The 13,882-nt window shown below is 65.8% G+C and carries 16 protein-coding genes; 6 read left to right on the forward strand and 10 right to left on the reverse strand.

The features are described 5' to 3' along the window. Positions 1-19 precede the first annotated feature (19 nt). The 6 genes from M1P90_RS35655 to M1P90_RS35680 all read left to right on the forward strand — a co-directional run bounded on the left by M1P90_RS35655 (position 20) and on the right by M1P90_RS35680 (position 5,387). The gene (locus M1P90_RS35655; protein WP_483705805.1) at positions 20-604 is read left to right on the forward strand and encodes a hypothetical protein; all 585 of its coding nucleotides are present in this window, start codon (positions 20-22) and stop codon (positions 602-604) included. 307 nt (positions 605-911) lie between these two features. Next, entirely contained in the window at positions 912-1,505 is a 594-nt protein-coding gene (locus tag M1P90_RS35660; protein WP_483705807.1) for a GNAT family N-acetyltransferase, read from the forward strand. Positions 1,506-1,637: 132 nt separating this feature from the next. Beyond that, entirely contained in the window at positions 1,638-2,183 is a 546-nt protein-coding gene (locus M1P90_RS35665; protein WP_483705809.1) for an NUDIX hydrolase, read from the forward strand. A gap of 232 nt (positions 2,184-2,415) precedes the next feature. After that, a complete protein-coding gene (locus M1P90_RS35670) occupies positions 2,416-2,598 on the forward strand; it encodes an RNA polymerase sigma factor (protein ID WP_483705811.1) in 183 nt (60 codons plus the stop codon). 96 nt (positions 2,599-2,694) lie between these two features. Next, complete coding sequence (locus tag M1P90_RS35675; RefSeq protein ID WP_483705813.1) at positions 2,695-3,843, forward strand: transposase; 1,149 nt, start codon at positions 2,695-2,697, stop codon at positions 3,841-3,843. Continuing rightward, positions 3,813-5,387, forward strand: coding sequence for a sigma-70 family RNA polymerase sigma factor (locus M1P90_RS35680; protein WP_483705815.1), 1,575 nt, complete (start codon positions 3,813-3,815; stop codon positions 5,385-5,387). Before M1P90_RS35675 ends, M1P90_RS35680 begins: the two co-directional genes overlap by 31 nt. Here the strand turns inward: M1P90_RS35680 and M1P90_RS35685 are convergent. The 10 genes from M1P90_RS35685 to M1P90_RS35730 form a co-directional block, all read right to left on the reverse strand. Continuing rightward, on the reverse strand, positions 5,339-5,656 hold the full coding sequence (locus tag M1P90_RS35685) for a DEAD/DEAH box helicase family protein (protein ID WP_483705817.1): 318 nt from the start codon (positions 5,654-5,656) through the stop codon (positions 5,339-5,341). The two genes, M1P90_RS35680 and M1P90_RS35685, sit on opposite strands and share 49 nt — an antisense overlap. Then, positions 5,656-6,453: a hypothetical protein gene (locus M1P90_RS35690; protein WP_483705819.1), complete on the reverse strand. Its 798-nt coding sequence runs from the start codon at positions 6,451-6,453 to the stop codon at positions 5,656-5,658. Before M1P90_RS35690 ends, M1P90_RS35685 begins: the two co-directional genes overlap by 1 nt. Continuing rightward, a complete protein-coding gene (locus tag M1P90_RS35695) occupies positions 6,450-7,097 on the reverse strand; it encodes a DUF6884 domain-containing protein (protein ID WP_483705821.1) in 648 nt (215 codons plus the stop codon). The genes M1P90_RS35690 and M1P90_RS35695 overlap by 4 nt, the downstream gene beginning before the upstream one ends. Before the next feature lie 26 nt (positions 7,098-7,123). Further along, positions 7,124-8,581 (reverse strand): helix-turn-helix domain-containing protein, encoded by a 1,458-nt coding sequence (locus tag M1P90_RS35700; protein ID WP_483705823.1) that lies wholly within the window; start codon positions 8,579-8,581, stop codon positions 7,124-7,126. After that, the gene (locus tag M1P90_RS35705) at positions 8,556-9,812 is read right to left on the reverse strand and encodes a hypothetical protein (RefSeq protein WP_483705825.1); all 1,257 of its coding nucleotides are present in this window, start codon (positions 9,810-9,812) and stop codon (positions 8,556-8,558) included. Before M1P90_RS35705 ends, M1P90_RS35700 begins: the two co-directional genes overlap by 26 nt. Positions 9,813-9,943: 131 nt before the next feature. Further along, positions 9,944-10,978: an RRXRR domain-containing protein gene (locus M1P90_RS35710; protein WP_483705827.1), complete on the reverse strand. Its 1,035-nt coding sequence runs from the start codon at positions 10,976-10,978 to the stop codon at positions 9,944-9,946. Positions 10,979-11,198: 220 nt separating this feature from the next. Next, on the reverse strand, positions 11,199-11,660 hold the full coding sequence (locus M1P90_RS35715) for a hypothetical protein (RefSeq protein ID WP_483705828.1): 462 nt from the start codon (positions 11,658-11,660) through the stop codon (positions 11,199-11,201). A 110-nt stretch (positions 11,661-11,770) separates the two neighbouring features. After that, positions 11,771-12,784, reverse strand: coding sequence for a hypothetical protein (locus M1P90_RS35720; protein ID WP_483705830.1), 1,014 nt, complete (start codon positions 12,782-12,784; stop codon positions 11,771-11,773). 169 nt (positions 12,785-12,953) lie between these two features. Next, entirely contained in the window at positions 12,954-13,133 is a 180-nt protein-coding gene (locus M1P90_RS35725; RefSeq protein WP_483705832.1) for a hypothetical protein, read from the reverse strand. Between the two features lie 195 nt (positions 13,134-13,328). Further along, positions 13,329-13,853, reverse strand: a complete 525-nt coding sequence (locus M1P90_RS35730; protein ID WP_483705834.1) for a hypothetical protein — start codon at positions 13,851-13,853, stop codon at positions 13,329-13,331. Positions 13,854-13,882: the final 29 nt, after the last annotated feature.

Below are 13,882 nucleotides of genomic sequence, written 5' to 3' on the forward strand. Positions count from 1 at the left end.
TCCTAAGGAGGAAAGACGTATGGCGCAAGTGCATATGAGTGGGCGCATCCTCTACCTTATTGGAGGCCCACCGCGGGTGGGAAAGTCTTCGCTGGCTCAACGCCTGCTCAAGCGTGACCAAATCCCGTGGTTGCCAACCGATGTGCTCCGTACAGTGCTGCGCCAGGTCCTTCCCGAACTCGATGCCATCGACCAGGATCCGGTGGACGCGTCGCTGCTCGCCGAGTGTATGTATCCGCACATAGAGAAGGCGGCTGAGGTATGCACCGAGGAAAACGAGCGGTTCCTCATCGAGGGATTCGAGATGTCTGCGTCCTACCCCGCACGGTTAGGAGAAGCACTTGAGGGTACTGAGATCCGAGCGTGCTTTCTGGGAAACCGCTCATTCTCGACCGACGACCTCGCTAGCTACCGAGGACCGAAGCCGCAGCACCACGGCGCATCATGGGAGGAGCTCGGCGAGGCTGCCACCTGGATCCGGTGGCGTAGCAAACAGCTTCATGACGAGTGCCTCGACGCCGGGGTGGCCTACATCGATGTGGGCGAAGTCGGCTTCGAGACTGCCATGGTCGAAGCCCGGCGCCAACTACTCGGTCACGGCTGACAACGGCCGCAGACCCAGACCGGCAATCTGGAACACCGCAGTTACGCGAACTTTGTTCGGTAACCACTCGCAACCGAATCGCATTCCGCTGGCTTCATGTGAGCGGCTGAAATGGTTCGTCAGTAGGCTTTCGGCAATCATAATGCAGCCCACCATTGGATGTAGCAGATAGGGCTTCGCCCTGCCCCTAAGCCTTGCCATTAGGCGCTCGCCTCGACACACACGCTGGCTGCCGGTATACTACGACCCGCGCGGGAGCACGTTTGCTCGATGGGAGCCTGAACCGATGAGATATGAGAGAGCATCATTGCACCCGCTGAAGGTCTCGATGGGGCCGCCGCCTCCACGCGAGCTGTCCGACGGAGTGGTGCGACTGCGCATTCCAACCGTTGCCGACATTGACTGCGTCGTGCGGTACGGTGCTAATCCGATGTCCCTGGAAGGCGTCTGGATTCCTGGCCCACGGCCAGGGCAGGGCCTGCACGAGTGGGCGTCAGCGTTTGTGCAGGAGTTACTGGCTGGCTGGATCAACGAGGGCGGCATCCATGGAGGTGGTCTCATCGTTGATGAGCGCGAACCGTTCCTCGGAATAATGTATCTGGCGCCGACCAGTGAGGCTGGTATGGAGCTGTCCTACGGTGTGGCGCCACACGCTCGGGGGCGTGGGATCGCCACGCGGGCCACGCGATTGGTTGCAGAGTGGGCGCTGAGCGAAGGTGGTTTCGAGCAGGTCGAGTTGCGTATCGACAAGCAGCACCGCGAGAGCCAGCGCGTCGCCGAGAAAGCTGGCTTTCGTTTCGCGGAGCGCTTTCTGACGTATATCGAAGGGACAGGCAAGACAGCCGAGGACCTGCTGTTTGTACGTACGAGGAGTGACGACCCAGGAGGAGCTGCACGCTAGCCTCACGCCGCGGGCCAAGCGCAAGCGCTCAGCGGCCGCTTCCCGCCCAGTGTTACGGCATTTCATCCAGATGCTAGAAACGCAAGAAGCTCCGATCTTGGCGCGCAGCTCTCGGCTTGCACAAGGAACAGGATGTCGATCTTCAATCACAATATCTACGACAACATTCGGACCCGTGTCATTGTGGTCCACCAGGGCTGTCTATTACTCCTGCCACCACGTGACATGAGCGCAGGCTGGCAGCTGCCAGGCGGTGGGCTCGCCCCGCATGAGAGCCTGGCGGAGTGTGCCGTCCGCGAAGTCCTGGAAGAGACGGGGCTCCGTGTCGGTATATCTGGTGTGGCCTTTCTGCGCGAGTGGGTGGTGCCGAAATACTGTGCCGTGCCGGATGGTCAGGATCAGGTTGGCTTCGGCCTGGAAATCTACCTGTATGCATATCCGCTCAGCGATCCCGCTGCCCTACGGGTGGAACACCCCGCAACCGCGGTACCCTGTTGGATACACTTGAATGATGTCCCGCAGTTACCCCTTTGGCCAAAGGAACTGAAGGCGTTGGCAACGACCCTGCTATCGGGAGCAGCGGTGCATGGAGTTCCATCGTTTGTTGCGCAGCTGGAGGATCCGTCGGAGCGGCCAAGCGCGCCGGTCTTGTTCAACCTCCGCGTCGATCCGCAGTGATCTGACGGCCGGATGCCAAGGCACACGCTGTCCATTCGCCTGGGCTACTTGTCAGTTCGACCTCCCTGGCAGCATCTGCCTGATCACGCAAGGGGCTGACACGCGCAGAGCACCTGAGCTGGTTCAGTCCTGATCTGACACCCACGCCAAAAGCGGCTCGGTGCGCTACACCTTTTACCGAAAAGATGGGACTCTTTCATAGAAGGCCTTCTGGTTGGAACGGTGATGGTTCATGGAAGATCTGATCGCGCTGATCAGGCGTGCGCAGGCGTGCGATCTGGATGCCTATAGCTGCCTGGTGCAGCGATTTCAGGACATGGCAGTGGGATACGCCTATGCCTACCTCGGCGATGCGCATCTGGCCGAGGATGCCGCCCAGGAGGCTTTTATTGACAGGACTTACGCGGTGGGGTAATCCACCGTCCATTTAACAACTGAACATGGCGCGAGACGCCATCTGCCAGTACAGTGTTGTTGCCACACAACAAGCGACTGGCTGGAGGTGTCTCCGATGGCGTCTCGTCTGTATCGTACCACGCGCCTGCTGTATCTGTGCGTTTGCCAAGCCCTCGAAAGGCTGAAGCTGTGGAGCTTGGGCACACCGACACTGGCGGTCTTGATTGCCTGGAGTGTGACTGGCTTGATCTTGCTGGATGCGCGGCCGACGCAGACACGCGTGGCGCGCTTCCTGCCTGGACGCCAGCACGACGCTCTCAACCGCCTGCTGCGAGCGATGCCCTTCTCCACCCGCGCGCTGCTGGCGCTGCTGTGCGCCTTCGCCAAACGTCTGGGGTGCGATGGCTATCTGGTTCTGGACGAGGTAATTGTCGAAAAAGCCTTTGCCAAGCGCTTGCGGTGGGCGGGCAGTATCTATTCGTTTGCCAAGAAGCGCAAAGTCTGGGGCTTCCAGATTGTGGTGCTGCTGTGGTGTTCGCTTGATGGTCGCTGGCGCATCCCAGTCGGCTTTCGGCTCTGGCGCCCCAAGCGCTCGTGCCACAAGCAGCGCTATCGCACCAAGCTGCAACTGGCAATCGAGTTGGTCGGTGTGGTTGTACAAGCCAAGCTGCCAGTCCGCTACATCGTCGGCGATACGCACTACACCGCTGGCTGGTTCACCAAGCGGCTCACTAGGCTGGGCCTGACCTGGCACGGAACCTTGAACCCGAAAACCAGTGTTGTTTGGCGTGGTCGCAAACAAGCGGTGCGCGACCTGGCAGACACGCTTAAGTTGCGCTGGCGCCCACATCTGGGGCTGCGAGCGCGAGCGCTGCGGGTGTATGCACCCAAGTATGGACAGCTGCGGTTGGTCGTGACCAGAAACCGTCACGGCAACTACGAGTACTTGGTCAGCAACGACCTGAGGTGTGACCTGACAGTGATGGTGCTGCGTAAGCGGTCGCGCTGGAGTGTGGAGACACTCTTCCGCGACACCAAGCAGTTTGCAAGCCTGCAAGCGTGTCAATGTTGGGCAGATGTGGCGCTGGTACGGCATGTCAGTCTGGTCTTTTTAACATTCGTTGTCTTACAGATGCTGCGCAACTCAGCCGATGAGTCGGTGGGTGCGGTCAAGGAGCGCTGGCAGTTGGCAATCATACAAGCGGGCGAAGTTCCGCCTGCGCCGTTGCGAGCTTGCCCACCCGAATTGAGACCCACCGCGTAAGTCCTGTTATTGAGGCGTATGCCCACCTGAGCCAGCTGCGGCATCCGGCGGCGTTCGCGGCTTGGCTGCGGAAGATCATCTTCAAGCACTGCGACCGGCTGAGGCGCGGCAAACAGCTCGCCACAGTGACCCTGGACGCTGCAAACGAGGTGGCCGCGGGTGCAAGCGATCTGGCGGTGCTGATGGAGGCAGACGAGCTGAAGCAGCGGATCCGCCAGGCGATCTGGACGCTCCCACCCAACGAACGCACGGTGATCACGCTGTTCTACATCAGCGACTACTCGCAGCGCGAGATCAGTGCGTTCCTTGACCTGCCACTTATGACGATCAAGAACCGGCTGCGCACGGCGCGCACGCGACTGCGCGCGAGCATGCTGGCGCTGCTCCAGGAGAATCTCTCTGACCAGCGTCCATCCAGAGACAGCACGTTCAAGGAGGCGACTATGCAGGCACTCGACAATCTGATTCAGGCGGCGTGTAGCGGCGATGTCGAACGAGTTAGGCAACTACTCCAGGCCGATCCCGCGCAGATCCACGACCGTGACCCGTATCTGCAGAGTACCCCGCTGCACTATGCGGCGCACCGCGGCTATCTGGAGATCGTGCAGTTGTTGCTGACCGCTGGGGCCGACGTCATGGCGCGCGAAGGCAGCAGTGACACGATCCCGCTCCATTGGGCGGCCGATGGGGGGCATCTGGAAGTTGCGCGACTGCTAGTCGACCAGGGCGCCGATGTCAATGCGATCGATGGCTGGCACAACCTCAGTCCAGTGGGCTGGGCCGTTGCGATAGGATCCGGCCAATGTCGTCGTGAAGCTGCGCGACGCGAGGTTGCGGACTTCCTGCTCGCGAAGGGCGCACAGCTCGATATCTTCTCGGCGATCGCTTGGGGCAAGCCAGATGCGGTCCGGGCGCTGATCGAGACCGATCGCGCTGTGCTCAGCCAACCGTTGGGGATTGTGAACCAACGCCAACAGCCGCTGCACTTTGCCGTTCAGCACGGTCGGCAAGAGATGGTGGCATTGCTGCTGAACGCAGGCGCGGATGTGTATGCTACAACCGCCTGGGGGCTCACGCCGTTCTGCCTTGCCGTGACACACCGACAAGAGCATATCGCGGAGCTTTTGCGCGCCAGGCACGGCGATGCTGATCTCTCAGCGGCAGTGGCCCTCAATCAGCTCGATCGCGCCAAAGCCCTGCTAGAGGCCGATTCGACCCTGGTCAGTCCGGCCGGCGCATATCAGCGGCTGCTGCACTTCACCGCCCAGCAGGGCCTGGCGGAAGCGACCGCCTTGCTGCTGGGCTATGGGGCCGATCCCAACCTGGCGGCTGAGCATTTCCACCAGGAGATCATCTGTACCTTGTCGCCACTGCATGTGGCCGCCTGGCATGGCCATGTCGAGGTGGCACGCGTCCTGCTCGACCATGGCGCCGATCTGCAGGCCAGAGACGCTCAGTATGAGAGCACCCCGTTCATCTGGGCGAAATGGCATCATCAGGAGGCGGTCGCCGCGCTCTTGAAACAGCGTGGGGCACAAACATAGCCGCGGTAGGCTTGTTGCGTGTAGCCGTCCAAACCTCGCCAATCGTCTTCCTGGTGCCGCTGCGGCACCAGGAAGACGACCCGCGCGCGGGCATCGGCGTCGAGCACCGCCCGCGCGCGGCGCAGCGCCAGCCAGGTCTTCCCGCCGCCGGTCGGCATGCTGATCACAGCCGGGCCGTCGAGCAGTTTTAGCGCGAGGATCTCGGCCTGCGGCGGCGTGAGCGCGGCGCCATCGGCGATGTCCGGAACGGTTAGCGCGTCAGCGATCATCAGCGTCGCTCCCATCCGGGCGTGTATGGCTTTCTCGCGTTCCATAGCTCGACGAGCTGCATCGTGTCGCGGTAGGGGATGCACTGGACGGCGACGTGTGCGCCCGCAATGGCGTGGTACAGCTTGCTGCGCATTGCCCCGGCCTCAAGCACGGCTAGCGCCGCCGCGAACGGCACGAACTCGCGCAGGATGAGCAGCTGGCAGGAGTGATTCAGGATGAGCGTGCTCCCGGCGAAGATGTAGTCCGGCTGGTCCAGATCCGGCTGGCTGCCCGGCTGCGGGTTGCCCATGATGGGGCGATCCTCGGCGCCGTTCGGCACCATCAGCGCCGTGATCGGCGGCAGCAAGGGCTCGGGATGCAGATTTGTGCCGATCGCCGCCTCCCAGACCGCGATCTGCGCGTTCCGCTCGTCACCGGTCGGACGTCGCGCCGTTATGCCTGCGGTGGGGGGAACCGCCCGCCAGAAGGCGCCGCTCCCTGGCAGATCCGCGGCGGCGCCAAGCAGCGTCAGCGCGATGGCGCCGACGAATGTTCTGCCGCCCGCTCCATCCATCGCGATGGCCGGAAAATCAATAATCATAGATTGTGCTCCAGGTCGTTGTTCATCGTCACGCGTCGGGGCGGCGGCCAGATCGCGATACTGCTGGACGAGCCGCTGATAGTAGGGATCGCTTACAAGTGCGCCCGGATGTACGCCCTCTGCGTAATCGTCGATCCGGCGCGCGAGCGCGTTCACGCGCCGCACCCAGTCATCGACCGCAAGCGGCCGCTGCCGCTGTCGCGCCGCCGCCGTCATCCCTGCACCGCCGCGGCGGCCCGATCCATCCAGGCGAGCTGCTCGCCGATGCCCAGCCCTTCCATCGGTACCTCGACCTCGTAGCCGAGCACCAGCAGGCGCTCGGCCAGGTGGTAGCGGTAGTGTTTGCCGGCCAGGAAGACGATCCGGTCGCGCTGCGGCTCGGGCATGGCGGCGCGGATCTGCGGCCAGACGCGCTCAGCCCAGGCCAGCCGGTCAAATACCTTCATCTCATTCAGCGTTGCGTTATACGGCGCGCGCTCCTCGTTGGGCGCGATCAGGCCGTAGAGCGCGCTCAGGATGTACCACTGGTCGGCAAACCGTTCCGCGTAGCGGCGCGCCTTACGAAACCACTGGGAAACGTAGAGATCCCGCGCCGGCGCCGCATGATCCAGCTTCTCGCCAACACACGCGACCAGCGCGACGACGACGGGCCGGCCGGCGTAGGGCGGCCGCGCCTGGAGCGTCTGCGCGCGCTCGCGCCCGGCGATGTCGCAGAGCGCGGCATGGTCGACGTTGAGCGACCGGCCCTGCCAGGTGAGATTCCAGCGCTTGCCGGCGCGCTCGATCTGCCCGCCGCGCTCGCGCAGCCAGATGGTTGCCTGTGTCGGCGTGAGCCGTATGTGTGGTGCAAGGAGCGACATGCAATACCTCGTCTGCTGTGGCGCCGCTACGCGGCCGCCTGATCAGTTGCGCGAGCGCGAAACTGTGCAAGGATGCGGTGGGCGTGCTGGCGCGAGGCTTCGATCGCGGCCTGCACGATCGCCCCGTCGATCGGAGCGCCGTAGATACCCGGCTGGCCAGGCGGCGCCCAGTGGTCGAGCACTGACTGGTGTATCCAGTGGTTACCCCAGCGCTGGCTCGGGATAAACCCGCGCTCGATCCACTGCTGCGGCGTGTTGCGGCCCGCGCTGTAGTGCCTGGCCACCTGTCCGGGCGTGTGCCAGCCTGGCTGTCCCTCGCGGATTTGCCTGGCGTACGCGCGCAGGTACGGGTCTACCACCCGCTCGACGCGCCAGGCCATCCAGTACAGCGGCTCGGCCATGAAGGCCATCAGGTCGTCGCGCTGGATGCGCCAGAGCGGCCGATCGGTGCGCCCACCGTTGCGGGCTGTCAACATGCCCTCGGCGATCCAGCGCGCGACGACTTTGGAGCACGGCAAGCCCATGAGTTCGGCAACCTCACGCGCGGTATACACGCCGGGCGCGTGCAGCAGGCGGATGTTATAGCGCTTGCACGCGATCCGCACCGCGGCGGGCGTGCGGCCCATCTCCTCGGCGATCTCGTCGTAGCTCAGTCCCTGCTTGACCAGCTTGCTGAGCATCGCGCGGTGTTTGGGCGACCAGTCCGGCCCGCGCGTCGCCTTGCGGCGCGGAATGAGCCTCTCGCGCTGGAGTTCGAGCCAGACCGGCTCCAGAACATGGATCGGGCGCCCAAGGCGCTGCGCCTGCTCCTCTGCCGGCATCTTCAAGCGCGACCAGGCAATAAGCTGTTCGCGCTCGGAGGCGCTGATGGCGACGAACGGGGCCGCGCCCCCAAGATCAGGGTCGGGCGCGGCGCTGGCGCGCTGCTCACTCGTGCTGCGTGGCCGGACTGAGGTTGCCGGCCGCTGCCAGCCCTCGTGCGCGTTCGCGCGCACCCACCACACGCTGCGGTAGCGCCTGGCGGGCAGGCCGTGCTGCCTGATCCAGGCCATGATCCGCGACTGCGGAACCTCGAACAGCGCGGCCGCCTCCTCCACGGTAATCCAGCCAGGCTTGCCGTCGCGGATGCGCGCCGCTTCGGCCTGAAGATCCGGGTCGGTGATTCGCTCGACGCTCCAGGCCATCCAGTAGTCCTCGTTGGCCAGGAAGCGCAGCAGCGCTGCGCGCGGTATCTGCCAGCGCGGCGTCGAGCTTTTGCCGCGGTTGTACGCTACCAGCGCGCCGCTTTCCATCCACAGCAGCACGTCGCTCAAATCGCGACCTTTGCCGAGCGCGTACGCGACGCCGCGGGCATGGAAATCGTCCGGGGCGCGGGGTGGCGGCGCCGTGGCGGGTGGTGGGACGGGCGGCGCTATCACGGTGGGCCGCGTCGAACGCTCCCAGGTTGCCGCCTCGGCGCTAGAGACTTTGCGCAGCGTCGGCACGGCCGCCTCCTGATGATTGCCCGGCACGCGCCCCGCGCGCATGGTGCAGCGCCGCGACAATCCGGCCGGCCAGCGCGTCGCCTGAGGGCGCGCCGAACAGCATCGCCAGCATAATGGCTCCCTGGTCGCGCTCGCCATCTCGTAAGGCCCAGAGCGCCAGGTCGATCGCGTGCTCGAACGCGCCGGGCGCGACCAGGTCGGCGCCATTCGCGGTGGCCAGGTCATACGCGTCAAGTGCGGTGTCCAGCGCCTCGATACGCGGGCCAGGCGAGCGCATCCAGGCGACCTCGCCGTCCTCCTGCCCCGCTATTGCCGCGCGCAGGTTGGCCGCGGCTGCGGCGACCGCCTGAAGCGCGCGGCGCGTCGTTCCCGCCGCCCGGTCCGGGTCGTCGCCGGCCAGGCAGGCGTCGATCCGCGCCAGCGCCAGGGCGACGCCATCGCCGCCCACTCTTTCGCGCAGCAGCCAGGCGACGTCGTCGAGCGCACCCATCACCGCGTACGCGCGGCAGAGCGCACTCCCCGCCCCGGCGATCGCGACAAGCCGCCCGATCCACTCGCACAGCGCTTGCTCGCCCTGTGGCAGGTCATCCCATGGGGTGTCGGCCGCCGCGGCCCATTGACCGGCCTTGGCGGCGCGCCGACGGGCGACGTGGACCATCCGCCCGAGCAGCGTCCCATCGATGATCGTGCTTGGGCGCGCCAGCTCGGCGACCGGGATCGGGTCGTCATCGGGTGCCGGATACTGAGCACTCTGGCCGTTCCAGTCCTTGTTTTCCAGCAGGATGTCGAGCTGGGCCATGGCGGCGTCAAAGCCGGTGCGCCCGCCGATGCTGAGCACGTCGCGCGTATTCCAGGCCAGCGCCCAGACCTCGCGCGCCACCGCCATGCGCCGCGCGATCGGCCCGCAGGCTAGCTCGCCGAGCAGCAGCTTGAGGTCGTGCAGCTCCGCCTCGACCCGGTCGCGGTCGCGCTCAGCCTCAGTGGCGCGGTGCTCGGCCTGGCGCTGAGCGTGCCGCGCGTCAGCCATCATCGTGGCCCGCTCCGCGAGCTTGTGGGCCTCCAGCAGCGCCCAGACGAGCTTGCGCGTGTGCGCGGTGCGCTCGGCCTGGTCGCGCGCGGCAGCCTCGGCCCACGCGGTGAGCTGCATCTGGAGCGTGTCGATCTGCGCCTGCATCGCGGCGATCTGCGCTGCGGGGTCGGTGGGGGTTGCTGTCGGGTTAGTGGTGCTCATAGAAATGGCGCGCGGAAACCCACCCGCTATAGAGACTGCTGAAAAGTCCCCTGAGTACACAACCTGTAGTCGATCGGGTTCGCCTCGACCCTACATATTGTGGTGTCATGGTAGTTTTTCAGCAGTCTCCTTTAGTGGTGGGAGGAAGCGCGCTCCTCCTTTCGTATGCGCCAGGATGCCGTGCAAAGCACCTGGCAATCGGCTTTCTTTGCATGGGTTGTCAACCGTTTGCCCGTTTGCATCTCGTGCAGGCTGATTCCACCTCCCGCCCGCGTTCCGCCAACGTACACAATTCCATATTTGGGATGGCGCACCCACGACCCGCGCTTCAGCCCCAGGCTCTGTGTGCTGCCATAGGGGGCCCGCACGCCGCCCTTGCCCGGCTCTAGCCGATGCAGTTGCCTCCTATGGAATCGCAAGGGCGCGAGGTAGAGGATGGCGGTGCTGGTCGGCTTGGGTGGCCCTGAGACTCGATAACTAGCGAGCGCGAAGCTGTCCACGCAATGGGCATCCCAACGGTCAGCCAGCTTGTGGCGGCTCTTGGTGAGGCCCGCCTGCTCGCGCAGCGCGGCGGTGAAGTGGGCTGGCACGACCGTTAGCGTGGCGACCTGTTCGGCCTGACCGTAGAACCACTGCTTGCCGACCTCCAGCGGGCTGAAACAGGCGTTCCAGCGCCGTTTGCCCTCCCTGGTGGTGGCCTGAATATCCTCGATCACCATGTCTGTGATCGGGTAGTGGCGGGCCAGCCAGCGGAGCAGCCGCAGCTTCCAGCCCCACCGCGCGCGGGTGGATGGTGGAAGACGCACCTGCCCTCGCAGGCGATTTGGCCGGCATGCACGGCAGGGTGTGTTGCGATAGCGCCGCAGACGGCGCATGTTCCGCCGGGTCTCGATATGCTTCTTGACCCAGGTTACTGCGTCGGCCTGAACGTTGAGGTAGGTATGCGTCGCCGACTGGACCGTGAGCGCCTCTTTCTTGCTGCCTGGATCGACCCCGACCGCGATGGGCTGGGTATCGCCCGCCTGGCGCTCGGTCAGCACCAGGTAGACCAGTCCGCGATCGTGGCGTTTGACGGCCTTGCCCGCCCGGATGAGCTGGCGGGCGCGGGCGGCGTGGGTGGGCATCAGCCGCTCACCTGTCGCGCTGTGAACCGGAATGAACTCCATGACGATTACTCGTCCTTCTCCCCTTGCGGGGGCTGTGTATCCCTTCGCCACTGGTCGGCCAAGTGGATCGAGATTAGGGAGGCGTCCCGATCGTTGTCTGGGCTGCCATGCCCAGCCGGCTCAGTTCGGTGTCCCACGGGATAGCCCGTGGCGGCTAGTACAGGACTTGCGATGCGCGGTCACCTGATGGCATTCAGGCTTCCTCACAAGCCCAGGTGCTTTAGTCCTGGGTTCCTGACCGTATCGGTCTCCGTTGTCGTATTGATGGTGTGCGGCCGCGCGCGGCGGGAGGCTGCAACGTGGGCACGGCCCGTGCCCCGGGCGGGCGCCTGCTCTCCCAGCGGCGGCCAAATATGGGGACGCCGCCCTCACAGAAGGAGAGCGCGGCGATCGCCTTGGCGTAGGCCGCGAAATGCTGCTCGGCCTCGGCGCGGTTCGCGTCCGGGTAGAGGATGGCTTCCGAGACCGGTAGTTCGTTGGCCTCGACCACCCAGCGCCGCCACGTAGCCCAGAACTGCGCGTCGTCCAACTCCTGAAGATGCAGAACCCACAGCGGGATCGCCGCGTACATCCGCGTGGCCAGCGTGCTGTCGCTGCGCACGCCGAAGGCCGCCGCGCCTGCCTTCCCATCGCCCGGCTCCTCGGTGGAGCAGCCGAGCATGCAGGTCTGGCAGATCGGCACGAGACCGTCGCTTCGCGGGACTGTCGGCGTGGCGCCGCAGTGGGGACACGCGCCGCCGGCCGCGCTGGCCGGCGTCACTGGTGGCGGCGTGACCTGTCTTCCTCGCGCCATTACCCCACCTCCACGCTCTCAGGCGCCTGGAGCGCCTCCAGGACGGCATTGCGCTCGTACCCGCTGCGGATTAGGCCGGCCTGGCGGATGGCGCTGAGCCGCACGTGGTTGCCAGCTCCCATGCCCGCCGCGTCGAGTGCGGCCGCCACGCACTCTAGCGCCTGACGCTGCGCCGCGGCGATCGTCTCGGGCGGCTCGCCACGCATCAGCGTGCGCAGGTTGTGTGCGACCGAGAGCGCTGAGCGGATCTGAGCGGCCGGGCTTGCGCTCCGCGGCGCGAGCGCGCACAGCACCTCGACCGTCTCAACCGGGCTCGCGAGCGCGCGAGCCCGCTGCGCCAGGTGGACGACAAACGCGCGCGGCACGTGTGGGGCGAGCTGTAAGAGGCGCCAGGCCGGGGTCTGATCGTCGAGGCCGGCGCAGACGGAGCTCCAGCAATTTCGTTGGAACGCCTGCGGCTGGCCAGCGGCCAGACGGATGACCAGCAGCTCGCGGACGACCCCATCGCGCAGCGCGCGGAGGGTGAGCACGATCTGGTCGCGCGGGCGCCTATCGAGCGCCCGCGCCAGCAGGCGCACCGCGAAGCGCTGAGTCAGGCTGCTGCTCGTCGGCGCGATCTGCGCGGCGGCGGCCGCCACATCTGCGGCTGGTGTGCGGCGAGAAAGATGCCCGAGCAGCCGCGCCAGCGGCTCGACGGGCAGGGAGAGATCGGTGAGACGCGAGAGCTGCGGCGCGCAGCTCTCGACATACTGGTCGGGGACCTCTTCCAGGAGCGCCCAGATGAGGCCCATCGGCTCCGGGTGATCGGCGGCAAGCGCGAGGGCGTCGAGCCAGCCGGCCTCGCCGGCGATCGCGCGCAGGATTTCACGGAGCTGCTCGATCTCATCGCTGAGCAGGCCCGTGCGCCCCCGCGCGTCCATGATCGCGCGCAGCGCTATGCTAGGCCCTGGCGCTGCCGTAGTGGACGCGCCGTCGCCGGCGCGGTGGTGAGTGAGCGATAGTTGGTCGGTCATAAAACACTTCTGCATCGCAACTGAGTTGTTGGATCGAGAATTGCTGCTCCGGGAGGCGTGTTTGCGGCCTGGCAGCCATTCCATTTCTTCCCGGTGGACTCGTCCTCTGGCTGGCCCCGATTTTTTTGCGGCTCCCTCGGCGAATCACCTCGTTGCCAGGCCGCACCGACTATGGCGCCTGGTCGCCCTCATCGGACGAGCTGCCCAGGCCAGTCGTCGGCCCCGGGTCATCGCCGGGCGGGTCGTAGGCGACCACAACGGGCCGCCCCTGAGTGGGCAGCAGCACTAGCAGTGCGAGGATGAGCAGGAGCGCGAACGGTAATGGCCGGCGCGTGCATTGGACTGGCATGATGCGGTATACTTTCTATCAACGTGCGGGGCGAGCGGCGCGCCGCGCCAAACGTGGCGCCGCTCGCAACAAGGACCGTGCGACCGGATGGCGCTCCGGCGAGAGGACAGTCTTGCCGGGGCGTCATCGTGTTTGGCTGTAAGCCGTTTACAGCCGACCCTCAGCGTGGACACGCGCCCAAACGAATGGCCCGCGCTATCCCCCCACCTCCCGCATGCCGGCGTCGACGATCTGAAGGACGACGTCAATCAGCGGAAACACGTGCGGATCGACCCGCTCGGTCAGCGGAATCGGCGCATGCGTAGATGTCGCGGTTCGGCCGTCGATTGCGGCCAGCGGCGCCCAGCGCAGCTCGTCGAGCACGTCCGCTCCCGCGTCAGCATCGGCGTCGTCGTCAGCGTCCGTGCGCGCGATCACGCCCAGGCTGAGCGGCTGCGCGCCGACGAGGAGTTGGACGATCGGAAGCTGGCCGCCAGGCACTGGCGTCTCCACCTGGCCTTCGACGTTGTTGAAGCTGACGATGCGCTCGACAGGGCGGACGCCGCCGAGCATGCTGGCCCGGCCCTGGCCAGGCGGACGTTGCAGGTCCGCGCGTAGCACCTCCGCGAACGCGGGGCGCCGCGTGGCCAGTTCCTGCGCCAGCCGATCAAGGGCGCGCTGCGCGATCACACGCGCGGCGAGGATTTCGAGGGCGATCGGTTGTGCTTGATCATTGGCCATATCAGGCGTCCTTTCTCTCCGCCAGCGCG

It is taken from the genome of Kouleothrix sp. 19917, from assembly GCF_057073505.1.

What these genes read in the sequence shown, in the direction of transcription:
- M1P90_RS35655 (WP_483705805.1), top strand. Translation starts at nt 20, where the DNA reads ATGGCGCAAGTGCATATGAGTGGGCGCATCCTCTACCTTATTGGAGGC.
- M1P90_RS35665 (WP_483705809.1), top strand. Translation starts at nt 1,638, where the DNA reads ATGTCGATCTTCAATCACAATATCTACGACAACATTCGGACCCGTGTC.
- M1P90_RS35670 (WP_483705811.1), top strand. Translation starts at nt 2,416, where the DNA reads ATGGAAGATCTGATCGCGCTGATCAGGCGTGCGCAGGCGTGCGATCTG.
- M1P90_RS35675 (WP_483705813.1), top strand. Translation starts at nt 2,695, where the DNA reads ATGGCGTCTCGTCTGTATCGTACCACGCGCCTGCTGTATCTGTGCGTT.
- M1P90_RS35685 (WP_483705817.1), bottom strand. Translation starts at nt 5,656, where the DNA reads ATGATCGCTGACGCGCTAACCGTTCCGGACATCGCCGATGGCGCCGCG.
- M1P90_RS35690 (WP_483705819.1), bottom strand. Translation starts at nt 6,453, where the DNA reads ATGACGGCGGCGGCGCGACAGCGGCAGCGGCCGCTTGCGGTCGATGAC.
- M1P90_RS35695 (WP_483705821.1), bottom strand. Translation starts at nt 7,097, where the DNA reads ATGTCGCTCCTTGCACCACACATACGGCTCACGCCGACACAGGCAACC.
- M1P90_RS35705 (WP_483705825.1), bottom strand. Translation starts at nt 9,812, where the DNA reads ATGAGCACCACTAACCCGACAGCAACCCCCACCGACCCCGCAGCGCAG.
- M1P90_RS35710 (WP_483705827.1), bottom strand. Translation starts at nt 10,978, where the DNA reads ATGGAGTTCATTCCGGTTCACAGCGCGACAGGTGAGCGGCTGATGCCC.
- M1P90_RS35720 (WP_483705830.1), bottom strand. Translation starts at nt 12,784, where the DNA reads ATGACCGACCAACTATCGCTCACTCACCACCGCGCCGGCGACGGCGCG.
- M1P90_RS35725 (WP_483705832.1), bottom strand. Translation starts at nt 13,133, where the DNA reads ATGCCAGTCCAATGCACGCGCCGGCCATTACCGTTCGCGCTCCTGCTC.
- M1P90_RS35730 (WP_483705834.1), bottom strand. Translation starts at nt 13,853, where the DNA reads ATGGCCAATGATCAAGCACAACCGATCGCCCTCGAAATCCTCGCCGCG.